The 23,008-nt window shown below is 70.4% G+C and carries 21 protein-coding genes; 6 read left to right on the plus strand and 15 right to left on the minus strand.

Annotated features, from left to right (window positions below; translation table 11 throughout):
* Positions 1-155: 155 nt before the first annotated feature.
* From E0F75_RS07905 to E0F75_RS07940, 8 genes are all read right to left on the minus strand, one after another.
* Entirely contained in the window at positions 156-1,346 is a 1,191-nt protein-coding gene (locus E0F75_RS07905; RefSeq protein WP_187621790.1) for a MalY/PatB family protein, read from the minus strand.
* Positions 1,347-1,432: 86 nt separating this feature from the next.
* Complete coding sequence (gene fbaA, locus E0F75_RS07910; RefSeq protein ID WP_187621791.1) at positions 1,433-2,455, minus strand: class II fructose-bisphosphate aldolase; 1,023 nt, start codon at positions 2,453-2,455, stop codon at positions 1,433-1,435.
* Between the two features lie 222 nt (positions 2,456-2,677).
* A complete protein-coding gene (gene pyrE, locus E0F75_RS07915) occupies positions 2,678-3,217 on the minus strand; it encodes an orotate phosphoribosyltransferase (protein ID WP_073908223.1) in 540 nt (179 codons plus the stop codon).
* 23 nt (positions 3,218-3,240) lie between these two features.
* The gene (locus tag E0F75_RS07920) at positions 3,241-4,026 is read right to left on the minus strand and encodes an aldose 1-epimerase (protein WP_187622152.1); all 786 of its coding nucleotides are present in this window, start codon (positions 4,024-4,026) and stop codon (positions 3,241-3,243) included.
* A gap of 90 nt (positions 4,027-4,116) precedes the next feature.
* Positions 4,117-4,998, minus strand: coding sequence for an SRPBCC family protein (locus E0F75_RS07925; RefSeq protein ID WP_187621792.1), 882 nt, complete (start codon positions 4,996-4,998; stop codon positions 4,117-4,119).
* Positions 4,999-5,060: 62 nt separating this feature from the next.
* Entirely contained in the window at positions 5,061-6,740 is a 1,680-nt protein-coding gene (locus E0F75_RS07930) for a polyamine aminopropyltransferase (protein WP_374115381.1), read from the minus strand.
* Positions 6,741-6,815: 75 nt separating this feature from the next.
* A complete protein-coding gene (locus E0F75_RS07935) occupies positions 6,816-7,334 on the minus strand; it encodes a DUF2617 family protein (protein WP_187621793.1) in 519 nt (172 codons plus the stop codon).
* Positions 7,335-7,637: 303 nt separating this feature from the next.
* Positions 7,638-7,874 (minus strand): hypothetical protein, encoded by a 237-nt coding sequence (locus tag E0F75_RS07940; RefSeq protein WP_187621794.1) that lies wholly within the window; start codon positions 7,872-7,874, stop codon positions 7,638-7,640.
* Between the two features lie 100 nt (positions 7,875-7,974).
* Here E0F75_RS07940 and E0F75_RS07945 point away from each other — a divergent pair, with 100 nt between their 5' ends.
* Positions 7,975-9,144: a pyridoxal phosphate-dependent aminotransferase gene (locus E0F75_RS07945; protein WP_229312587.1), complete on the plus strand. Its 1,170-nt coding sequence runs from the start codon at positions 7,975-7,977 to the stop codon at positions 9,142-9,144.
* A 79-nt stretch (positions 9,145-9,223) separates the two neighbouring features.
* On the opposite strand, the gene E0F75_RS07950 is transcribed toward E0F75_RS07945, so the two are convergent.
* A complete protein-coding gene (locus E0F75_RS07950; RefSeq protein ID WP_073908242.1) occupies positions 9,224-9,760 on the minus strand; it encodes a YbjN domain-containing protein in 537 nt (178 codons plus the stop codon).
* A gap of 285 nt (positions 9,761-10,045) precedes the next feature.
* A complete protein-coding gene (gene clpB, locus E0F75_RS07955; RefSeq protein WP_187621796.1) occupies positions 10,046-12,640 on the minus strand; it encodes an ATP-dependent chaperone ClpB in 2,595 nt (864 codons plus the stop codon).
* A 122-nt stretch (positions 12,641-12,762) separates the two neighbouring features.
* On the opposite strand from clpB, the gene E0F75_RS07960 reads away from it, so the two are divergent.
* Positions 12,763-13,167, plus strand: a complete 405-nt coding sequence (locus tag E0F75_RS07960) for a pyridoxamine 5'-phosphate oxidase family protein (RefSeq protein WP_030323601.1) — start codon at positions 12,763-12,765, stop codon at positions 13,165-13,167.
* A 221-nt stretch (positions 13,168-13,388) separates the two neighbouring features.
* Here E0F75_RS07960 and E0F75_RS07965 read toward each other — a convergent pair whose 3' ends face one another.
* Positions 13,389-13,709, minus strand: coding sequence for a hypothetical protein (locus tag E0F75_RS07965; protein WP_030323603.1), 321 nt, complete (start codon positions 13,707-13,709; stop codon positions 13,389-13,391).
* A 367-nt stretch (positions 13,710-14,076) separates the two neighbouring features.
* Here E0F75_RS07965 and E0F75_RS07970 point away from each other — a divergent pair, with 367 nt between their 5' ends.
* Together E0F75_RS07970 and E0F75_RS07975 are read left to right on the plus strand one after the other, a co-directional pair.
* Positions 14,077-15,081 carry a hypothetical protein gene (locus tag E0F75_RS07970; RefSeq protein WP_030323607.1) on the plus strand — a complete coding sequence of 335 codons (1,005 nt, stop codon included), beginning with the start codon at positions 14,077-14,079 and terminating at the stop codon, positions 15,079-15,081.
* Positions 15,082-15,125: 44 nt separating this feature from the next.
* Positions 15,126-15,599, plus strand: a complete 474-nt coding sequence (locus tag E0F75_RS07975; RefSeq protein WP_187621797.1) for a hypothetical protein — start codon at positions 15,126-15,128, stop codon at positions 15,597-15,599.
* A gap of 69 nt (positions 15,600-15,668) precedes the next feature.
* On the opposite strand, the gene E0F75_RS07980 is transcribed toward E0F75_RS07975, so the two are convergent.
* Genes E0F75_RS07980 through dnaK form a run of 4 tightly spaced genes read right to left on the minus strand, consistent with a single transcriptional unit; the run spans position 15,669 to position 19,862 of the window.
* Entirely contained in the window at positions 15,669-16,112 is a 444-nt protein-coding gene (locus E0F75_RS07980; RefSeq protein ID WP_015034631.1) for a heat shock protein transcriptional repressor HspR, read from the minus strand.
* Positions 16,113-16,116: 4 nt separating this feature from the next.
* Positions 16,117-17,313 carry a molecular chaperone DnaJ gene (gene dnaJ / locus E0F75_RS07985; protein ID WP_187621798.1) on the minus strand — a complete coding sequence of 399 codons (1,197 nt, stop codon included), beginning with the start codon at positions 17,311-17,313 and terminating at the stop codon, positions 16,117-16,119.
* Positions 17,314-17,370: 57 nt separating this feature from the next.
* Positions 17,371-18,015: a nucleotide exchange factor GrpE gene (gene grpE, locus E0F75_RS07990; RefSeq protein ID WP_187621799.1), complete on the minus strand. Its 645-nt coding sequence runs from the start codon at positions 18,013-18,015 to the stop codon at positions 17,371-17,373.
* Positions 18,015-19,862: a molecular chaperone DnaK gene (gene dnaK / locus E0F75_RS07995; RefSeq protein WP_187621800.1), complete on the minus strand. Its 1,848-nt coding sequence runs from the start codon at positions 19,860-19,862 to the stop codon at positions 18,015-18,017. Before dnaK ends, grpE begins: the two co-directional genes overlap by 1 nt.
* A gap of 274 nt (positions 19,863-20,136) precedes the next feature.
* Here dnaK and E0F75_RS08000 point away from each other — a divergent pair, with 274 nt between their 5' ends.
* Together E0F75_RS08000 and E0F75_RS08005 are read left to right on the plus strand one after the other, a co-directional pair.
* Positions 20,137-20,625: a sugar transferase gene (locus tag E0F75_RS08000; RefSeq protein ID WP_187621801.1), complete on the plus strand. Its 489-nt coding sequence runs from the start codon at positions 20,137-20,139 to the stop codon at positions 20,623-20,625.
* Between the two features lie 107 nt (positions 20,626-20,732).
* Positions 20,733-22,994: a (Fe-S)-binding protein gene (locus tag E0F75_RS08005; RefSeq protein WP_187621802.1), complete on the plus strand. Its 2,262-nt coding sequence runs from the start codon at positions 20,733-20,735 to the stop codon at positions 22,992-22,994.
* The last annotated feature ends 14 nt before the right edge of the window (positions 22,995-23,008 follow it).

Here is a 23,008-nt window from a genome sequence, read left to right on the forward strand (position 1 = left end):
GCGCAGTGCAGGAAGACTAGAACACGCCTGCGACACACCGCCTCCCGGTATCCGCACCGCGCGCGACCGGGCCCGCCGCCGCCCTCCTCAGGCCGTCCGCGGCCGTCCCGCCGCCGCCCCCTCAGGTCGTCCGCAGCCGTCCCGCCGCCGCCCCCTCAGGTCGTCCGCAGCCGTCCCGCCGCCCGGACCAGGGCGTCCACGCCCCGCTCCGCCTTCCTGCGGGTGCAGCCCACGTTCAGCCGGACGAAGCCGGGGGTGCCGTAGACCCCGCCCGGCATGATCGCGACCTTCTCGACGGTCACCAGCTCCTCCTGGAGCCGGGTCTCCTCGATGCCGAGCGGCCGCAGGTCGATCCAGGCCAGATAGCCGGCCTGCGGGGGCTCCCAGACCACCCCCGGAAGACCTTCGGCCAGCCGCTCCCGGACGATGGTCATCGTGCCCGCCACATACGCGCGCAGCTCGTCCAGCCAGGCCGCGCCGTGCCGGTACGCGGCGATGTGGGCGGTCAGCGAGAGCACGGCGGGCGAGGCGAGCCCCTCCCCGGTCTCCATGCGCCGGACGAAGGCCGCGCGCTCGTCGGGGTCGCCGATGATCCCGTACGAGCCGGAGAGCGCGGGGAAATTGAAGGCCTTGGTGGCCGAGGTGACCAGCGCCCAGCGCCGGCCCCGGCCCCGCTCGGCGATCCGGGTCCACGGGATGTGGCGGTGGCCCTCGGTGGTCAGGTCGGCGTGGATCTCGTCGCTGACGACGGCCGCGCCGTGGCGCTCGGCGAGGGCGGCGAACTCCCGGAGCTCGTCCTCCGTCCACACCCGGCCGGTCGGGTTGTGCGGGGAGCAGAGCAGCAGGACCTTGCTGTCCGGCCGGGCCAACTCCTGTTCGAGGGCCTCGGTGTCGCCGACCGGGACGCCGCGCAGCTCGCGCCCGAGCCCCGTGACGGCCTTGCGGAAGCCGTCGTACGTGGGGGTGTGGACGACGACGCCGTCGCCGGGTTCGGTCCACATCCGCAGGAGCTGGGAGAGCTGGGAGAGCACGGAGGGCGCGTACACCAGGGAGTCCGGGTCGACCTCGGCCTCGTACCGGGTGGCGTACCAGTGGCGTATCGCCTCGCGGAACTCGCCGAGCCGCCAGTCGGTGTAGCCGAAGACCCCGTGGTCGACGCGGTCGCGCAGGGCCGCGAGGACCTCCGGCGGGGAGGCGAAGTCCATGTCGGAGATGGTGAAGGGGAGCAGGTCGGGGACACCGAAGCGGTCCGCGATCCCGTCCCACTGGACCGACCAGGTCCCGCGGCGGTCGATCTCCCGGTCGAAGTCGTACGTCGTCGTCACCGTGGTCTCTCCTCCGGACATCGCTCTCCTCCAGACATGCCGAGGGCCCGGCACCCCCACGCCAGGGCGGGGGTGCCGGGCCGCTCGTACCACGCTTGCCTCAGCGCTTACTTCAGCTTGGTGCCGGTCGAGCGCAGCGCCGCGCACGCCTCGGTCACCCGGACGGCCATGCCGGCCTCGGCCAGCTTGCCCCAGGTGCGCGGGTCGTAGGTCGACTTGATGCCGACCTCGCCGTCGACCTTCAGGACGCCGTCGTAGTTCTTGAACATGTGGTTCGCCACCGGACGCGTGAAGGCGTACTGGGTGTCGGTGTCGAGGTTCATCTTCACGACGCCGTTCTCCAGGGCGGTGGCGATCTCCTCGGCCGTGGAACCCGAGCCGCCGTGGAAGACGAAGTCGAACGGGGAGGCCTTGCCGTACTTCTCGGCGACACCGGCCTGGAGGTCCTTGAGGAGCTCCGGGCGGAGGACGACGTTGCCCGGCTTGTAGACGCCGTGCACGTTGCCGAAGGAGGCGGCGAGCAGGTAGCGGCCCTTCTCGCCCAGGCCGAGGGCCTCGGCGGTGCGGAGCGCGTCGTCGACGGTGGTGTACAGCTCGTCGTTGATCTCGTGGCTGACGCCGTCCTCCTCGCCACCGGTCGGGGTGATCTCGACCTCAAGGATGATCTTGGCGGCGGCGGCCTTCGCGAGCAGCTCCTGGCCGATGGCCAGGTTGTCGGCGAGGGTCTCGGCGGAGCCGTCCCACATGTGCGACTGGAACAGCGGGTTCTCACCGCGGGCGACGCGCTCGGCGGAGACGTCGAGCAGCGGACGGACATAGCCGTCCAGCTTGTCCTTCGGGCAGTGGTCGGTGTGCAGCGCGACCGTGATGTCGTACTTCGCGGCGACGATGTGCGCGAACTCGGCCAGGGCAACGGCGCCCGTGACCATGTCCTTGTTGTACTGGCCGCCCAGGAACTCGGCTCCGCCGGTCGAGATCTGGATGATGCCGTCGCTCTCGGCCTCCGCGAAACCGCGCAGGGCGGCGTGCAGGGTCTGGGACGAAGTCACGTTGATGGCCGGGTAGGCGAACTTGCCTGCCTTCGCCCGGTCGAGCATCTCGTTGTAGACCTCGGGGGTTGCGATGGGCATTCGTCCGCTCCTTGTGATGTGCGGGGTGTGTGCGTTGCTGTCCCTGACCTGGGGGCGACGTCATCGTCGACGCCCATCCTTCCAGACTCTTCTCCGGGCTCCCACGGGCCCGGCATGACTAGGGGCGGGGTGTTTCACGTGAAACACCCCGCCCCTAGGCAAAAACGCAGGTCAGGACAGCAATCACCGATGCCCGGGACCTAAGTCACGACTTCGCGGCGGTTACGCCAGGTCGAGATCGGCCAGCTGGTAGCCCGTGAGGTACGCCAGACCCGCCCCGGCGATGGCCTCGGCGGCGCCCCGGTCGACGATCGTGGCCACGGCGACGACCTCGCCGCCGGCCTCACGGACGGCCTCCACGGCGGTCAGCGGCGAGCCGCCGGTGGTCGAGGTGTCCTCGACGACCAGGCAGCGACGGCCCTTGACGTCCGTGCCCTCGATACGGCGCTGCATGCCGTGCGCCTTCTGCGCCTTCCGGACGACGAAGGCGTCGAGGCGCTGCCCGCGCGCGGCGGAGGCGTGCAGCATCGAGGTCGCGACCGGGTCGGCGCCCAGGGTCAGACCACCGACGCAGTCGAAGTCCAGGTCGGCCGTCAGGTCGAGCATGACCTGACCCACCAGCGGCGCGGCCTCGCCGTCCAGCGTGATCCGGCGCAGGTCGATGTAGTAGTCGGCTTCCAGACCCGAGGAGAGGGTCACCTTGCCGTGCACCACGGCCTTGTCCTTGATCTGCTGGAGCAGCTCAGCGCGTACGTCAGTCATGCCCCGAGCTTAAAGGGCACTGCTCAGAGGCGGCGCCAGCGCCAGGTGCTCTCGACCTCCAGGGGATCGATCGGGGTGACCAGACGGGGGTGGGTGTTGAGGCCGTTCGGCGGGCCGGACTGCGGCTCGACACAGACGGCCTCCTCGGGCTCGTCGTAGATCACGACCCACTCGGCGCGGCTGGTGACCTTCAGCTCCAGCTCCTCCGGCCAGGTGAGGGTGACGTCGACCCCCTCGGGCATGCCGAAGCAGTCGTCCCAGGGGCCGGGGGTGGGGTCGATCCGGCGTCCGGTCGGGAGGTGGTCGTCACCGCGCTCCTCCTGCCAGGCCGGGGTGAAGTCGAGCCGCACGTCCTGGCCGCCCTTGCCGAGGTTCCGCAGGAACCAGGGGTGCCAGCCGGCCTGGGCCGGGAAGGAGTCGTCGTAGGTCTCGACGCCGAAGCGGAGGGTGAGGGAGTCCTCGGCCAGCTCGAAGACCTGGGTGACCGTGCCCTTGTACGGCCACGGGTCACCGAGCTCGCAGGTGAAGACGGCCTCGGTCGAGGAGACCCTCGCGGCCTTCCAGGCGAGGTCGCGGACGGTGCCGTGGATGGCGTGCGGAGGTGCGTTGACCGGCAGCTGGTGGCTGGTGGCCCCGTTGCGGAAGCGGCCGTTCTCGGTCCGTCCGCACCAGGGCACCATCGGGAAGGTCCCGAACCGCTCGCCCTGGCGCAGCACCTCGGTGCCGCCGATGCGCAGGCTCTCGATCCGGCAGCCGTTCTCGGGGCTGATGGTCAACTCGGCGTCGCCCGCCGTCAGGTGCGTCTGCATGCTCACGCCCCGACCCTAATCGTGTCGGCGGCGTCGGCGCAGTGCACGGCGATCGTTTCAGCGGCGCCGGCTCAGTGTGCGGCGATCGGGTCAGCGGCGTCGGCGCAGTGCACGGCCGACGACCACGGCAGAGGCGAGCGCGAGGGCCGCGGCCGGGGCGATCCAGCGCAGGGTGGCACCGGCGCTCGACGCCTCGGGCGCGGGAACCGGGGCGTACCGGCCGCGCGGCGGCGCGTGGTCGACCTCCTCGGCGCTCCGGCCGATCATGGTCCGGCGGGCGTGGGCGGCCTCGGCTGCGGGCTGCGGGGCGGGGAACTCGATGGGCTTGTCGCCGAAGTCCTCGTCCAGGAGGGGGTCGAGGGAGGGCGGCGGCACCGGCGCGTCGAAGACGGGACTCCGGTGCGGCTCCTCGACACCGTCGTCGACCCCGTCGTCGTCGGAGTCGGGCTCGACGACGTCATCGGCAGCGGCGGCGGCCGCTCCTTCAGGAGCCACATCCGCGTCCGGCTCCTCCGGCACGTCCGGCTCCTCCAGCGCGTCCGGCTCCTCCACCAGCGCCGCCAGCCCCTCCACGAACTTGTCGAGCATCCGCGCGCCCGCCGTGGACCGGGCCTCGTCCGTCGCCTCGGCGAGCCGGCCGACCGCCGTCAGGCCGCCGGTGAAGCTCAGGCTGGTGCCCTCGGCCACCGGAGTGAGGACGACGGTGAGCGACAGCTCCGCCGTGCCCTTGCCCCGGGCCTCGGTCCCCCGGCCCTCGTAGGTGATGGCACCGTCCCGCTCGACGACCTTCAGGGCGCCCCGGTAGGTGATGGTGTTGCCGCCGACCCGCACCTTGAGCCGGCCCGTCAGGGGGCCCGCCTCCGCGTCGGCGTCGCGCTGGAGACCGGGGACGCAGCGCACCACCCGGGCCGGGTCCGTGAGCGTCGCACGCAGAACCTCGGCCGGGACCGGGACGAACACCTCATGCTCCATGGAAGCCGAGCCTACTCAGACGGGGGCGCGGCGTCGCCCGTTCGGCGCGGAACCCGGTCCCTTCAGCCTCCGTACCGCGGGTGCACCAGCGTCGACGGGGGCGGTTCGGCGTCGCCCCGGCCGCGCTCGGCGCGGTGCGCCGCGGCCTCCAGGGTGTGCTCGCCGAGCGAGCGCAGCCGGGGCGCGTCGGGGGCGAGACCCAGGGCGGGCGGGCGGCTGCCCGGTACGGCCAGGAGGAAGCCCCAGTCGCCGGGGCCCCGCCCCGTACCGCCGGAGCCGTCGGCGCGGTCGGGTCCGGCGGCGAAGCCGGGGGTGCGGCCGCTCGCGCTGTAGGGGCGGGTCGCGAAGCCGGCCGCGCGCAGGGTGGCGTCCACGGTCCAGTAGGTGCGGGGCCGGTCGGTGACGGACCCGGCATGGACGGCGAACCGTCCTGAGGGGGTGAGGACCTGGGCCACGAGCCCGTAGAACTCCTGCGCGTACAGCTTGGCGCTGGGGGTGATTCCGGGGTCGGGCAGATCGGAGATCACCACGTCGTACCGTTCCTGCAGACGATCGGTGGCGCCGCCCCGGAGCCAGCGGAAGGCGTCCGCGTAGACCACCCGGACGCGCGGGTCCCGGAACGCCTGCCCGTTGAGCCTGGCGAGGGCCGGGTCCGTCCGGGCGAGCAGGACGACGCCCGGGTCGAGTTCGACCACGGTGACGGAGCGGACCCCGGGGTAGCGCAGGGCCTCCCGGGCGGCCATGCCGTCTCCGCCGCCGACGATCAGCACGCGGTCGTGCGCGCCGTTCATCGCGGGGTGGACGAGGGCCTCGTGGTAGCGGTACTCGTCCTGGCCGGCCACCCGGAGGCGGCCGTCGAGGAACAGGTCGGGCGGGCCTTCGCGGCCCCCGGTCACGATGATCTCCTGGAGCTCGGTGTGGACGGCGACCCGCACCCGCTCCCCGTACACCGCCCGGCGCGCGGCCTGTTCGAAGTCGTCGACGAGCACGGTCGCCGTGGCGAGGACGGCGAGGACCGACACGTTCACCGCGACGAGCAGGGCTCGGGAGCGGGTGGTCAGGTCGCGGCGGAACACCCAGAGGACGAGGCCGCCGCCCGCCACGGCGTTGACCGCGCCGGTGACGAGGGCACCGGTGAGCTGGCCGAGCCAGGGCAGCAGCAGAAAGGGGAAGGCCAGGCCGCCGACCAGGGCACCGACGTAGTCGGCGGCGAAGAGGTCGGCGACCGTCCCCGCGGCGTCGTCCTGCTCCCCGAGCGAGGCCTTCCGCCCGGACCGGCCCGACCGGTCGCCCCGCTGTATGAGCGACATCAGGAGCGGGATCTCCGCACCGATGAGCACCCCGATGGCGAGCGAGAACGCCACGAGGACGTACCGCGATTCGCCGAACCAGGCGAAGGCCGCGTACAGCACCATCGCCGAGGTGCCGCCGACGAGCGCGAGCCCGGCCTCGACCAGGCCGAAGCCGACGGCGGCGCGGAAACGCAGCGCCTTGGCGAGGAGCGATCCCACCCCCATGGCGAAGACCATGACGGAGAGCACGACGGAGGCCTGGGTGACCGAGTCGCCGATCAAGTAGGAGGCGAGCGCGACCAGTTCGAGTTCGTAGACCAGGCCGCAGGCGGCGCAGACGAAGACCACCGCGAGGACCGGGAACCGCACCGTCTCGCGAGGCGGCTCGGGCCGCCGCACGGGCGCCCGCCGCACCCTCTTGGGTGGCATGGTCACGGTCGGCTCGATCATGACCGTAACGCTACGTCACGACCAGGGCGCCCCCTGTCACCCACACGAGTGGATCTGGAGCTCCTGGAGGGCGTATCAGAGCGTTGCGGGCATACGTGCGCCGATACGGGTCCTGGTCACCACCAACTGCCCTTCCTGCGGGTAGGCGTGCCAGGTGCGCCAGCGCACCTGACCCTCGTGGCGCTGCGCCAGCATCGCCGTGAAGGCGTGCGGGGAGCCGGGAAAGGTCCCCGCGAGTCCGTTGGGATGGTCGGCGACGAGTGCCAGCAACTCCTGCGCCCGGCCCGCGAAGGAGCCGTGCGAGAGCGTCTCGACACGGGCGGCGAATTCGTACTCCCATTCGCCGACGCGCTTGGAGACGCCGAGCGGCAGCGGGGTGCTGCTGCCCGGCATGCAGGCGACGGTCTCCGAACAGTTGCGGCCCTCCTCTTCCAGGAGCACCTGGTGGGAAGCGCCGAGCAGCCTCAACTGCAGCTTGGCGCCGGAGAGTTCGAGGTCGAGCACGGCGAGGGCGGGCAGCGGCTCGCGCCCGAGGGCCCAGGCCAGATCGGCCGCGCGGGTATCGGTGTAGGAGGTTTTCAGGGTGGTGAGCATGGGTCGGCTCCGCAAACACGGTTTGACGGGTGGGCCGGGGGCGCCCCGGAAAAGGGTTCAACGGGAGTGGGGAATCGCCGGCTCGGGTCCACATACGGTCCGAGGGCTGTCTCTGTCAGGAGCGAGAGAACCATGGACGCCGGACGACTCGCAGCGTTTTTACCCAACTTGCTGTGTTTTCCAACCCCTTCGGGGACCCCACAGTTCAATTGTTCAATCAGAATTGATCGACAAGTCCCTGACTATTGCCCACGTCACGTGCCACACGGCTGCGGAGCCGGCCCCGCCCGGCCCGACGGCCGCTCAGCTGCCGCCGCCGCAGCCGCCACCCCCGCCACCGCCACCGCCGCACGAGCTGGAACCGCCGCCGCAGGAGCTGGAGCCCCCACTGCAGCCGCCGCCCCCACCGCCGTCCGCCCAGGTGCTTCCGCTCCGCCCGGTGCGGCGGCTGCCACCACCACCACCGCGGCCGAGGTTCCTGGCGGTGACGACCAGCACGACGACCGCCACGACGATCACGATCCCGATGAAGATCTCCATCAGTACTACCCCCGTTCTCTTGTGCGAGGGAGATTCCCTCAGGCGCGCCCCGTCAAAGCGCACTTGAGGAAGTCCAGAGCTTCGCCGCAGGATGGCCGTCATGACACGACCGCCGCTCAATCGCCGCCTCGCCGAATTCGGGACGACGATCTTCGCCGAGATGTCCGCGCTCGCCGCCAGGACCGGGGCCATCAACCTCGGTCAGGGCTTCCCCGACACCGACGGCCCCGAGGAGATCCGGGAAGCGGCGGTCCGCGCGCTGCGGGACGGCCGCGGCAACCAGTACCCGCCCGGCCCCGGCGTCCCCGAGCTGCGCTCGGCGATCGCCGACCACCAGCGGGACCGCTACGGCCTCGACTTCGACCCGGACACGGAGGTGCTCGTCACCGCGGGGGCCACCGAGGCGATCGCGGCCTCGCTGCTCGCCCTCGTCGAGCCGGGCGACGAGGTCATCGCCCTGGAGCCGTACTACGACTCGTACGCCGCCTGTGTCGCGATGGCCGGCGGGACCCGGGTTCCCGTCACCCTCCGCCCCCACGACGGGTCCTACGTCCTCGACCTCGACGAACTGCGGGCCGCCGTCACCGACCGGACCCGGCTGATCCTCCTCAACACCCCGCACAACCCCACCGGCACCGTCCTCACCCGGGCCGAGCTGACCGCCGTCGCCGAGCTCGCCGTCGAGCGGGACCTGTTCGTCGTCACCGACGAGGTGTACGAGCACCTGGTCTTCGACGACGCCGAGCACCTGCCGATCGCGAGCCTGCCGGGGATGCGGGAACGCACGGTCACCATCGGCTCGGCCGGCAAGACGTTCTCGTTCACCGGCTGGAAGGTCGGCTGGATCACCGCGAGCCCGGAGCTGACCTCCGCGGTCCGTTCGGCGAAGCAGTTCCTCACGTACGTGTCCTCCGGCCCGTTCCAGTACGCGATCGCCGAGGCCCTGCGCCTCCCGGCCACGTACTTCGACACCCTCCGCGCGGAGCTCTCCGCCAAGCGGGACCTGCTGAGCGAGGGCCTCGCCCAGGCGGGCTTCGCGGTCTACAAGCCCGCCGGCACCTACTTCGTCACCACCGACATCCGCCCCCTCGGCGCCGAGGACGGCTTCGCCTTCTGCCGCTCGCTGCCCGAGCGCGCCGGGGTCGTCGCCATCCCGAACGCCGTCTTCTACGACCACCGCGAGGCCGGCGCCCCCTTCGTCCGCTTCGCCTTCTGCAAGAAGACCGAGGTCCTGGAGGAGGCCGTCTCCCGGCTCAAGCGACTGGCCTGACGCCCGGCCGCACCGGCGCGGACGACGAGAGCCCGGCCCCTCGGAAGGGGCCGGGCTCTCGTCGTGGTGCGGAGGAGGCTCAGGCCTCTTCGTCGCCCGCGGCCTTGTCCTCGGGGGACTCCAGGCCGAACTGCTCGACGACCCACTTGTCGAACTCGATGGAGGCGCGGACCCAGCTGACCGTGGAGGACACGAAGTGCTCCAGGGCGACGCCGGTGCCGATCAGCATCTGGGCCTCACCGATGAGGCGGAGGGTGGCGGAGCCGTCCTCCTCCTCGTGCAGGTGGGTGTAGACCTTCGGCCACAGGGTGCGGCGGTTCCAGTCGTCGATCGCGTCGAGGATCTTGGCGCGGTCGTCGGCCGAGTGCGGGCGGTCGTAGAACGTCCGCACCGAGAAGACCTGCTGCTCGTCCTCGCCGCGGAACATGAAGTACGTGCGGAATTCCTCCCACGGCGCGGCGAGGTCACCCTCGTCGTCGATGACGTACTTCAGCTCCATCTGCTCGAGGAGCTGCTTGACGAGGTCCTGGTCGGGGACGACGGGGCCCGCCGGTCCTGCGGCCTGAGGCTGGGGCTGGCCCCCGAAATTCGGAATCGAGGACGGGTCGATGCTCACCGTGTATTTCCCTTCGTACGGATGTCGCCATCCTCCCCCATGCCGGGCGGTCCGTGGCAAGCCCTGCCTCCCGCGATCCGCTGCGGGCTGACAAGATCTGGTGCGCCTGGGGGAAATCACCGCTGCGAAAAGCGTGAAAAGGAAAAACGAGGCTGTACGCCTCCGTGTGGGTCACGTACGAGGACGGGGTCACCGCCCTCGTACGTGTTCGAGGCCCTTCACCGCCCAGGGCCACTCAGGGCGGTGAAGGGCCTCTCGGGGCCTCTCGGGGCCTCTCGGGGTCGCCTAGCGCGACCCCGGCCCCACGATCAGGCCGTCCTCGAAGCGGTCCACGCGGACCGTGTCGCCGTCCTGGACCTCGCCGGCGAGGATCTCCTTGGCGAGCCGGTCGCCGATCGCCGTCTGGATGAGACGGCGCAGCGGCCGGGCACCGTACGCCGGGTCGTTGCCCTCCTCGGCGAGCCACTCCAGGGCCTCCGGGCTGACGTCCAGGGTGAGCCGCCGCTCGGCGAGCCGCTTGGCGAGCCGGTCGATCTGGAGCCGCGCGATCCGGCCCAGCTCGGCCCGGTCGAGGGCGGAGAAGACCACCAGGTCGTCGAGCCGGTTGAGGAACTCCGGCTTGAAACTGGCCCTGACGACATCCAGGACCTGCTGCTTCTTCACGTCCGCGGGGGTCAGCGGGTCGACCAGGTACTGGCTGCCCAGGTTCGACGTGAGGATCAGGATGGTGTTGCGGAAGTCCACCGTCCGCCCCTGCCCGTCGGTCAGCCGTCCGTCGTCCAGGACCTGGAGCAGGACGTCGAAGACCTCCGGGTGCGCCTTCTCCACCTCGTCGAGCAGGACCACGCTGTACGGGCGGCGGCGGACCGCCTCCGTGAGCTGGCCGCCCTCCTCGTACCCGACGTAGCCGGGAGGCGCTCCGACCAGCCGCGCGACGCTGTGCTTCTCGCCGTACTCCGACATGTCGATGCGGATCATGGCCCGCTCGTCGTCGAAGAGGAAGTCCGCGAGCGCCTTCGCCAGCTCCGTCTTGCCGACACCCGTGGGGCCGAGGAAGAGGAAGGAACCGGTGGGGCGATCGGGGTCGGCGATGCCCGCGCGGGTGCGGCGCACGGCGTCGGAGACGGCCTGGACGGCCTCGGACTGGCCGATCAGCCGCCGACCGAGCTCGTCCTCCATGCGCAGCAGCTTCTGCGTCTCGCCCTCCAGGAGGCGGCCGGCGGGGATGCCGGTCCAGGCGCCGACGACGTCCGCGATGTCGTCGGGGCCGACCTCCTCCTTGACCATGGTGTCCTTCGACGATTCCTGCTGGGCCTCGGCCTCGCTCGCCTCCGCCAGCTCCCGCTCCAGAGCCGGGATCTCCCCGTAGAGCAGCTTGGAGGCGGTGTCGAAGTCGCCGTCGCGCTGGGCGCGCTCGGCACGGCCGCGGGTCTCGTCGAGGCGCTCCTTCAGCTCGCCGACCCGGTTGAGGGACTGCTTCTCCTTCTCCCAGCGGGCGGTCAGGCCGCGCAGCTCCTCCTCGCGGTCGGCGAGGTCGCGCCGCAGCTTCTCCAGGCGCTGCTTGCTCGCCGGGTCCGTCTCGTTCTTGAGGGCCAGCTCCTCCATCCGGAGCCGGTCCACGGCGCGCTGGAGCTCGTCGATCTCCACGGGCGAGGAGTCGATCTCCATCCGGAGCCGGGAGGCGGCCTCGTCGACGAGGTCGATGGCCTTGTCGGGGAGGAAGCGGGAGGTGATGTACCGGTCGGAGAGGGTCGCGGCGGCCACCAGCGCGGAGTCGTTGATCTGCACCTTGTGGTGGGCCTCGTACCGGCCCTTGAGCCCGCGGAGGATCGCGATGGTGTCCTCGACCGTGGGCTCGGCGACCAGGACCTGCTGGAAGCGGCGCTCCAGGGCGGGGTCCTTCTCGATCCGCTCGCGGTACTCGTCGAGGGTGGTCGCGCCGACCATGCGGAGCTCGCCACGGGCCAGCATGGGCTTGAGCATGTTGCCCGCGTCCATGGAGGAGTCGCCGCCGGCGCCCGCGCCGACGACCGTGTGCAGCTCGTCGATGAAGGTGATGATCTGGCCGTCGCTCGCCTTGATCTCGGAGAGCACGGTCTTGAGGCGCTCCTCGAACTCGCCGCGGTACTTGGCGCCGGCGACCATCGCGCCGAGGTCGAGCGAGACCAGCCGCTTGTTCTTCAGCGACTCGGGTACGTCGCCCTTCACGATCCGCTGGGCGAGGCCCTCGACGACGGCGGTCTTGCCGACGCCGGGCTCACCGATGAGGACCGGGTTGTTCTTGGTGCGGCGGGACAGCACCTGCACGACGCGGCGGATCTCGTGGTCGCGGCCGATGACCGGGTCCAGCTTGCCCTCGCGCGCGGCGGCGGTGAAGTCCGTACCGAACTTCTCCAGCGCCTTGTACTGCCCCTCCGGGTCGGGTGTGGTCACCCGGCGTCCTCCCCTGCTCTTCTCGAACGCGTCGAGCAGCTTCGAAGCGCTCGCGCCCTGCGCGTCGAGGATCTCACCGGCCTGGCCGCCCTTGGCCGCGATCGCGATGAGGAGATGCTCGGTGGACAGGTAGTCGTCGCCGAGCTCCTTGGCCTGCCGGTCGGCCTCGGCGATGACCGCGAGGAACTCGCGGCTGGGCTGCGGGGGCGCGACCGTGGACCCGGTGACGCTCGGCAGGGCGGCGAGCAGCCGCTCCGCGCCGGCGCGCACGACCGCCTGGTCGGCCTCGACGGCGGCGAGCAGGTCGGTGATGTTCTCGTTGTCCTGACCGGTCAGCAGCGCGAGCAGAAGGTGCGCGGGGGTCAGGTCGGCGTGTCCCTCGGACACGGCGCGGCTGCTGGCCGCGTTGATCGCGTCCCGGCTCCGGTTGGTCAGTTCGGCGTCCACGTGCGGTGCTCCTCCTGGGTGTGTACGGGTCCTCTCCCTTTATGACTCATCCAGCGTACACAAAGTTGAGTCGATTGCGCTCAAGGTGTCGGAGGGAGCTCTGCCCCGGGTAGTTTCCGTGCATGGCGACCGACCCGAGGAACCCCTCCGACTCGTACCTCAGCTTCTGGCGCGAGTACCACATGTGCACCCTGACCACCCCGCGCCCGGACGGCACTCCGCACGTCGTGGCGGTGGGCGTCACCTACGACCCCGAGGGCGGATACGCCCGGGTCATCACGAACAAGCACAGCCGGAAGGTCGCCAACGTCCTGGCGGCGGGCGCGGACGGCGCGCGGGTCGCGGTCTGCCAGGTCGACAAGGGCCGCTGGGCCACCCTGGAGGGCGTCGCGCACATCCGTACGGAGGCGGAGGTCGTCGCGGACGCGGTGGGGCGCTACGCGGAGCGCTACGGGCGCACGCCGGCGGAGAACCCGGACCGGGTCGTCATCGAGATCGCCCTGACGCGGGCGATGGGACGCGCCTGAGGAAGTGCCCCGACCGTACGGGGCCGGCCGGGGGCGTACAGGGAGTCCGGGCCCGTGAAAGAGCGGCCGGGCCCGTGAAGGGACGGCCGGGCGCGCACAGGGACGGCCGGGCCCGCGAAAGGACGTCCGGGCAGCACAACGGCGCCATCGCGTTTCAGGTCCGCGATGGCGCCGCTGTGTGGGGGAAGTGCCGGAGCGATCTACAACGACGGGGGAATCGCTCAGGCACTGCGGGGGGTGGCGGTGATGGTCTCGGGCTCGATCAGCTGGTGGTCCCGCTGGTCGAGGTTGACGAAGATCATGCCGTACCGGATGGCACAGCGGATGGGCTGTGGGGCGCCGCGGGGACGGCGGAGGCAGCGGTAGGCGCGGACGTCCTCGTCCTGCTCCCGTGCCACCACGATCGGCTCTCCGAAGAGGGTGATCTTCAGCGCGTCGCCACGGTGGGGGATTGCCGTGGCGAGGTCGACGAAGTGCCACCCGGACCGGTAGGCCGAAGCCATCTCCCGGCGGAACCTGGGGTCGTCCGGCGGCACGGTCACACCCCCGCACCCCTGGAAGCGATCTCCCACGACGGCTCGTAGGGAGCGGCGACTACGGCGTCCCGGGGCGAGCTCTCCCACGAGGGTTCGCCGGGTCCGGCCACCACGTCGTGCGCCGGGTTGCTCTCCCACGAGGGCTCGTCCGGCCCTGCCACGGAATGCGCCGGAGTGCTCTCCCACGAGGGCTCGCCGACGGCGAGTGCGCCGAGAGCAGCCGCCGCAACGGCTATGGCGCTAAGTGCACGAACCATCCTGGTCATGGCCGATCTCCACCTCTTTTGATCACTACCTCCCCCCCGCGAGTAAGACGATGGCTCACTCCCGACCCTTTCCACCAGCCAACCCGGGCATCATGTTCCTGTAATTCATGACCCTGAGGGGGGTGCAAATGAGGCGAGAATGCGACGAGTCCGGTCATAAGCACAGTCACGGTGAACTATGCGACGTGGGCAAGGAGCTCTATGCGAGTGCGCTCCGCACCGGCCGCATAGCCCGCGCAGACGCCGAAGCCGCCCCCTGCCTGAGGGAACTCTCCCTCCTGCACCCGGACCCGGACGACAGCCAGTGCCTGCGCCCCGTGCCGCCGTCGATCGCCCTCAACCAGCTCGTGCACCCCATCGAGCAGGAGATACAGGTCCGACGGCAGCACGCGATAGCCCTCGCGGACGCTTTCGAGCCGTTCATGGCGATCCACACGCAGGATCCCTCCGGCGCCCAGGCGATCACGGTCCTCGAAGGCCTCAGCGTCATCAACGCCGCCCTCGACCGCGCCATCAACGAGTGCACCGAGGAACTCCTCACCATCCAGCCCGGCAGCGGCCGCCGCCCCGAGACCCTCGAAGCCGCCCTGCGCCGCATGGAGCCGCTGCTCGACCGCGGTGTCCGGATGCGCACGCTCTACCAGCACACGGCACGGCACCATCCCGCCACGCTGGCCTACGTCGAACGCGTCGCGCCGTACGGGCTCGAACTGCGCACCCTCGAGGAGATCGTCGACCGGCTGATCATCGTCGACCGCAAGGTCGCCTTCGTGCCTGCGCGCAGCGACCGCCAGGTCGCCCTCGAACTCCGCCACGAGGGCCTCGTCCAGTACCTCGTCGGCGTCTTCGACCAGTTCTGGCTGCACGGCGTGCCGTGGGAGGACGAGATCCCGTACAGCCCCTCCGTGGACGGCATAGGCGGTGTCCAGCGCTCCATCGCCAAACTCCTCGTCGAGGGGCATGTCGACGAGGCCATCGCCCGCCGCCTCGGCATGAACGTGCGCACCTGCCGCGCCCACATCGCCAAACTCGCCGCCGCCCTCGGCAGCGGCAGCCGGGCCCAGCTCGGCTACCTGATCGCGCAGTCGGGCATCCTCGAGGGAGACAACTGACCACCCAGACACCTGACCAGCGTCGAACGGGACAACTCACCACCGTGTACGTACAGATCGACCTCGACGGGCCCGCCGGCGCCCTCCGCGTCTCCGGGCACGGCCTGCCCACCGTGGAGCTCGTACGGGCCCCCGGGACCCGCCCGGACACCCACACGCCGATCGGCACCCGCAAGCCCGCCCTGCTCGCGCTGACGGTGGGCGGGGAACCCGCCGTCGTCAAGCCGGCCCGCGCCCGGCTGCTGCGCCGCTCCTACCGGGTGGACGTCCGCGTCGACGGCGTCCGCTACCGGCTCGTCCCCTGCTCGCACGTGGACAGCCGGCTCACCCGGAACGGGAAGGCGCTCGGCACCCTGGAGTCCGCCGGGGACGGCAGGGTCGACGCCGACTGGGACCCGGCCGCCGCCCTCACCCCGCTCGACCACGCCGTCGGCACCGCCCTCGCCGCCGCGTTCGGCACGGGCGCCGCGCCCTGGTGGGAGACGCTCGGCGACATCGCGGCGGAGCTCATCCCGTAGACCCCCCTGGTCCGTTACACGCGTGAAGCCCCTTCCACAGCTGTGGAAGGGGCTTCACGCGTGTCGGAACTACTCGCCGCGCTTCGGGCGCCAGACCACCAGCGCGCTCGCCTGCTGCACGTCCTGGTACGGCACCAGATCGCGCCGGTACGAGGCGTGCACCTGGGCCTCGCGCTGCCGCATCGCCGCCGCCGCGCCGTCGACGGCCGCCGACAGCTCCGCGATCCGGCTCTGCAGCGCCGCGACCTGGTTCTCCAGCTCGATGATGCGCTTGATCCCGGCCAGGTTGATGCCCTCGTCCTGCGACAGCTGCTGCACCTGACGGAGCAGCTCGATGTCACGGGCCGAATAGCGCCGGCCACGACCCGCCGTACGGTCCGGGGAGACCAGACCGAGACGGTCGTACTGACGGAGGGTCTGCGGGTGCAGACCGGAGAGCTGGGCCGCCACCGAGATGACGTACACCGGCGACTCGTCGGTCAGTTCGTACGGATTGCGTCGGCGCCCGTCCACCGGGTCACGCTCCCTTCGCGGCCTGGAACAGCTCCGCCCGGGGGTCCTCGGAGGCGGTCGCCTCGCGATAGGTCTCCAGGGCGTCACGTGCCTTGTCGTCCAGCTCCTTCGGCACCGCGACCTCGACCGTCACGAGCAGGTCGCCGCGCGTGCCGTCCTTGCGGACCGCGCCCTTGCCCCGGGCGCGCATGGTCCGGCCGTTCGGAGTGCCCGCGGGCAGCTTGAGGGTGACCGCGGGGCCGCCGAGGGTCGGCACCTTGACCTCGCCGCCGAGCGCCGCCTCCGTGAAGGAGACCGGCACGGTGACGGTGAGGTTGTCGTCCTTGCGGCCGAAGACCGGGTGGGTGTCGACGTGCACCACGACGTACAGATCGCCGTTCTGCCCGCCGCGCTCCCCCGGTGCTCCCTTGCCGCGCAACCGGATCTTCTGGTTGTCGGAGACACCCGCCGGGATGCGGACCTGCATGGTGCGGGAGGACTTGGCCCGGCCGCTGCCCTTGCAGACCTCGCAGGGGTTCTCGGCGATGAGGCCACGGCCCTTGCAGTCCACACAGGGGTCGGTGAGCGAGAAGCCGCCGCCGCTGCCGCGCGAGACCTGTCCGGTGCCGACGCAGGTCGGGCACACCCGGGGGGTGCCGTTCTTGTCGCCGGTGCCCGAACACGCCGTGCACGGCTGCTGGCTGGACATCCGCAGCGGTACGGTCGCGCCCTCGATGGCCTCGGTGAAGCTGAGCGTCACCTCGGACTCGATGTCCTGACCGCGCCGCGGCTGGGTACGGGTGCCCGCACCGGCGCCGCGGTTGAACAGGCCGCCGAAGACGTCCCCGATACCGCCACCGCCACCGCCGAAGCCGCCGCCCGCGCCGCCCTGGGTGCCTCCGAAGAGGTCACCCAGGTCGAAGTTGAACGAGCCGCCGCCGTGGCCTCCGGGTGACCGGCCCCCCTGGTTGAAGAGGGCACCGTTCCCGAAGAGGGCGCGGGCCTCGTCGTACTCCTTGCGCTTCTTGGGGTCGCCGAGGATGTCGTTCGCCTCGGAGATCTCCTTGAAGCGCTCCTCGGCCTTGGCGTCGTTCTTGTTGGCGTCCGGGTGGTTCTCGCGGGCGAGCTTCCGGTACGCCTTCTTGATCTCGGCCTCGGTGGCGTCCTTGGGGACGCCGAGAACCTTGTAGTAGTCCTTCTCGACGAAGTCCTTCGTGCTCATCGACGTCCCTCCTTCCGGACTGCTCCGGGGTGTGTCACCGCTGTGCGGTCGGTCGCGCTACCCCTCCTCGGGGGCACCGCTCTCCTCGTCCGTGGACGACTTCGCGTCGTCCTTGGCCGGTGCCGCGCCCGGCTGGGGCTCGGCGACGGCCACGCGGGCGGGCCGGATGGTCCGCTCGCCGATCCGGTACCCCGGCTGCAGGATCGCCACGCACGTCGTCTCGGTGACGTCCGGCGCGTACGAGTGCATCAGGGCCTCGTGGATCGTCGGGTCGAAGGGCTCGCCCTCCTTGCCGAACTGCTGCAGACCCAGCTTGGCGACGACGGTCTCCAGCGATTCGGCCACCGACTTGAACCCGCCCACGAGCTCTCCGTGGTCCCGGGCCCGGCCGACGTCGTCGAGCACCGGGAGCAGGTCGCTCAGGAGGCTCGCGACGGCGATCTCCTTGACCGTGACCCGGTCCCGCTCCACGCGGCGGCGGTAGTTCTGGTACTCGGCCTGGAGCCGCTGGAGGTCCGCGGTGCGCTCTTCGAGCGCCTTGCGGGCCTGGTCCAGCTGCGCCAGCAGAGCAACGTCAGTAGCGTCCCCGGCCGGGGCCGCCCCCTCCGCCTTGTCGGCGGAGGCAGCGGCCTCGGTCTCCTCGGGCGTGCCGTCGGCGGGGACGTCGGGCTTCTCCTCGAAGCCCGGGGTCTCCTCCGACATCAGGCAGCGCCGCCCTTCGGCTTGTCCTCGTCCACGATCTCGGCGTCGACGACGTCGTCGTCCGCCTGGGCCTGCTGGCCGGCGCCGGCGTCGCCGCCCGCGGCCTGCGCGCCCTGGGCGTCGGCGTACAGCGCCTGGCCGAGCTTCTGGGAGACGGCCGCGACCTTCTCGGTGGCGGTGCGGATCTCCGCGGTGTCCTCGCCCTTGAGCTTCTCCTTCAGCTCGACGAGCGACTCCTCGACCTCGGCCTTGACGTCACCGGGGACCTTGTCCTCGTTGTCCTTGAGGAACTTCTCCGTCTGGTAGACGAGCTGCTCGCCCTGGTTGCGGGACTCGGCGGCCTCGCGGCGACGGTGGTCCTCGTCCGCGTACTGCTCGGCCTCCTGGCGCATGCGGTCGACCTCGTCCTTCGGCAGCGAAGAGCCGCCGGTGACGGTCATCTTCTGCTCCTTGCCCGTGCCGAGGTCCTTCGCGGTCACGTGCATGATGCCGTTGGCGTCGATGTCGAAGGCGACCTCGATCTGCGGGACACCACGCGGGGCCGGCGGCAGACCGGTCAGCTCGAACATACCGAGCTTCTTGTTGTACGCCGCGATCTCGCGCTCGCCCTGGTAGACCTGGATCTGCACGGACGGCTGGTTGTCCTCGGCCGTCGTGAAGATCTCGGACCGCTTGGTCGGGATCGTGGTGTTGCGCTCGATGAGCTTGGTCATGATGCCGCCCTTGGTCTCGATACCGAGGGACAGCGGGGTCACGTCGAGGAGCAGGACGTCCTTGACCTCACCCTTGAGGACACCGGCCTGGAGCGCGGCGCCGATGGCGACGACCTCGTCCGGGTTGACGCCCTTGTTGGCGTCCTGACCGCCGGTCAGCTCCTTGACGAGCTCGGCGACGGCCGGCATACGGGTCGAACCACCGACGAGAACGACGTGGTCGATCTCGGAGAGGTTGATGCCCGCGTCCTTGATGACGTTGTGGAACGGCACCTTGCAGCGGTCGAGCAGGTCCGAGGTCAGCTGCTGGAACTGGGCTCGGGTGAGCTTCTCGTCCAGGTGCAGCGGGCCCTCGGCGGAGGCCGTGATGTACGGCAGGTTGATGGAGGTCTCGGTCGAGGACGAGAGCTCGATCTTCGCCTTCTCCGCGGCCTCGCGGAGACGCTGGAGAGCCATCTTGTCCTTGGCCAGGTCCACACCGTGGCCGTTCTGGAACTGCGTCACCAGGTAGTCGACGACGCGCTGGTCCCAGTCGTCACCACCGAGGTGGTTGTCACCGTTGGTGGCCTTCACCTCGACGACACCGTCGCCGATCTCCAGGAGGGACACGTCGAAGGTGCCGCCACCGAGGTCGAAGACGAGGATCGTCTGGTCGTCCTTGTCGAGGCCGTACGCGAGAGCGGCCGCGGTCGGCTCGTTGACGATGCGCAGGACGTTGAGGCCCGCGATCTCACCGGCCTCCTTGGTGGCCTGGCGCTCGGAGTCGTTGAAGTACGCCGGCACGGTGATGACCGCGTCGACGACCTTCTCGCCCAGGTAGGCCTCGGCGTCGCGCTTCAGCTTCTGCAGGATGAAGGCGCTCATCTGCTGCGGGTTGAAGTTCTTGCCGTCGATCTCGATCTTCCAGTCGGTGCCCATGTGGCGCTTGACCGACCGGATGGTCCTGTCGACGTTGGTGACGGCCTGACGCTTGGCCACCTCGCCGACGAGCACCTCGCCGTTCTTCGCGAAGGCGACGACGGACGGCGTGGTCCTGGCGCCCTCGGCGTTGGTGATGACGGTGGGCTCGCCGCCTTCGAGAACGCTGACGACGGAGTTAGTCGTGCCCAGGTCGATGCCGACCGCACGTGCCATTTCGGTTCCTCCAGCTGACGTACTTGAGTGGATCTGACTCAAGGATGCATGACGACGCGAACTGCGTCAACAGACCTGAGCGGAGGGGGCTCAACTCTTCACCCTTTATCTCGCTCATACGGAGTCGAGCGCGCGTCGATCCCTGATCCGGCGCGGTGTCGCATGAGAGAGTCCGATGGCCCCATGTCGGGCAAACCAGCCATATCCCACGAATATCCCATGATTCTCGTTCGTCGCTCGGAAGGGTGTGGGGAATGCTCGGAAGGTGCGGGGAATGACGGCCAAGCGCACGTTCGACATCGTGGGCGGGCTCGCCCTCCTGGTCGCACTGTCCCCGCTGCTCGCCGTCGTCGCCCTCTCGGTCGCCCTCGGCTCGGCCACCCCCGGCCGGGGCGTGCTGCGCCGCCGCACGGTGGCGGGCCTGGAGGGAGAACCCTTCACGATGCTGACCTTCCGCACGAAGAGCCCACTGGCCGCGCTGCCGCTCCTCATGCACGTCGTCGGCGGCCGGATGTCGCTGGTCGGACCGTGTCCGCTGACCCCGGGCCACCGCGAGTGCGCGGGCGAGGGGCGCCGCCGCCTCTCCGTACGCCCCGGCCTGACCGGCCCGTGGCAGATCAGCGGACGCTCGGACCTGCCGTGGGAGGAGCGCGAGCTGCTCGACCTCCACTACGTGGACCACCACTGGCTGGGGATGGATCTGACGATCCTGGCGCGTACGCTTCCAGCAGTCCGCAGACGTCGCGCGGCAAGGTTTGCCTGAGCGACACAGATCACCGCGAGCGCCGCTACAGCACGGGGCCCCGAACGGGTAATCTCAGCACGGACTCCATAAGTTACCGCTTAGTAGGCCCGCCCGAGGAGCCCCTCATGCAACTCGCCGCGATCATCGTGTCGATCGCCATCACGGTGGTGGCCGTCGCGCTGTTCGGTCGTGCCACCGTGCAGATCTACCGGTTCGTGCGCCTCGGGCAGCCCGTGCCCGCCGGCACCCGCACCGGCGACCCCACCCAGCGCACCGTGACCCTGGTCAAGGAATTCCTCGGCCACACCCGGATGAACCGCTGGGGCATCGTCGGTTTCGCGCACTGGTTCGTGGCGGTGGGCTTCTTCTCACTGCTCCTGACGATCGTCAACGCCTTCGGCCAGCTCTTCCAGGCCGACTGGCTGATCCCGATCATCGGCGACTGGCTGCCGTACGAGATCTTCACCGAGTTCCTCGGCCTGATGACGGTCCTGGGCATCGTGACCCTCATCGTGATCCGGCAGCTCAGCAAGCCGACCAAGGCGGGCCGCAAGTCCCGCTTCGCGGGCTCCAAGACCGGCCAGGCGTACTTCGTCGAGGCCGTCATCCTGATCGTCGGCCTCTGCATCATGACGCTGCGGGCCCTCGAAGGCGTCCAGCACCACGTCACCGGCTGGGAGCCGGGCTTCTTCGCCTCGTACCCGCTGATCGCGCTGCTCGACAACCTCGACCTGAGCACGATCCAGCACCTGACCTACCTCGTCGCGGCGCTCAAGATCGTCACGTCCTTCACCTGGATGATCACGGTCTCGCTCAACACGAACATGGGCGTCGCCTGGCACCGCTTCCTCGGCTTCCCGAACATCTGGTTCAAGCGGAACGCCGACGGCTCCACCGCGCTGGGCGCGCTCCAGCCGATGACCACGGCCGGCAAGGAGATCGACTGGGAGGACCCGGCCGAGGACGCCGTCTTCGGTGTCTCCCAGGTCGAGCAGTTCTCCTGGAAGGGCATCCTCGACTTCTCCACCTGCACCGAGTGCGGCCGCTGCCAGTCGCAGTGCCCCGCCTGGAACACCGGCAAGCCCCTCTCCCCCAAGCTCCTCATCATGTCGCTGCGCGACCACGCGCACGCCAAGGCGCCGTACCTGCTCGCCGGCGGCGGCAAGGACATGGAGGGCAACGAGAAGGCCACCGCGGAGCAGCTCAAGGACGTCCCCGCGTCGGCGATCGCCGAGGCCGAACGCCCTCTCATCGGCACCGCCGAGGAGAACGGCGTCATCGACCCCGACGTCCTGTGGTCCTGCACCACCTGCGGCGCCTGCGTCGAGCAGTGCCCGGTCGACATCGAGCACATCGACCACATCGTCGACATGCGCCGCTACCAGGTGATGATCGAGTCCGCCTTCCCCTCGGAGGCCGGCACGATGCTCAAGAACCTGGAGAAGAAGGGCAACCCCTGGGGCCTGGCGAAGAAGCAGCGCGTCGAGTGGACCAAGGAGGTCGACTTCGAGGTCCCGATCGTCGGCAAGGACGTCGAGGACCTCTCGGAGTTCGACTACCTCTACTGGGTCGGCTGCGCCGGCGCCCTGGAGGACCGGGCCAAGAAGACCACCAAGGCCTTCGCCGAGCTCCTGCACATGGCGGGCGTCAAGTTCGCGATCATGGGCGGCGACGAGAAGTGCACCGGTGACTCCCCGCGCCGCCTGGGCAACGAGCCGCTGTTCCAGCAGCTCGCCCAGGAGAACGTCGCCATGCTGAACATGGCGTTCGGCGAGGACGACGAGGACCCGGAGACGAAGAAGCCGAAGTCGGCCAAGCGGATCGTCTCGACCTGCCCGCACTGCTTCAACACCATCGCCAACGAGTACCCGCAGCTCGGCGGCGAGTACGAGGTCATCCACCACACCCAGCTGCTCCAGCACCTCATCGACGAGGGCAAGCTGGTCCCGGTGACCCCGGTCGACGGCCTCATCACCTACCACGACCCGTGCTACCTGGGCCGTCACAACAAGGTCTACACGCCGCCGCGCGAGATCATGTCCGCCGTCCCCGGCCTGCGCCAGCAGGAGATGCACCGCCACAAGGAGCGCGGCTTCTGCTGCGGCGCCGGTGGTGCCCGGATGTGGATGGAGGAGCGGATCGGCAAGCGCATCAACAACGAGCGCGTCGAGGAGGCCCTGTCCCTCAACCCGGACATCGTCTCCACCGCCTGCCCGTTCTGCCTCGTCATGCTGACCGACTCGGTCAACGGCAAGAAGAACGAGGGCAAGGCCAAGGAGTCCGTCACCGTCGTGGACGTGGCCCAGCTGCTCCTCGAATCGGTGAAGACCCCGGTGGACCCGGAGCCGGAGCCGGCCGAGGAGCCGGAGCCGGAACCGGCGAAGTAGTACCCGGTACGTGA

The sequence above is a fragment of the Streptomyces sp. CB02980 genome, assembly GCF_014451325.2.
GTDB lineage: Bacteria > Actinomycetota > Actinomycetes > Streptomycetales > Streptomycetaceae > Streptomyces.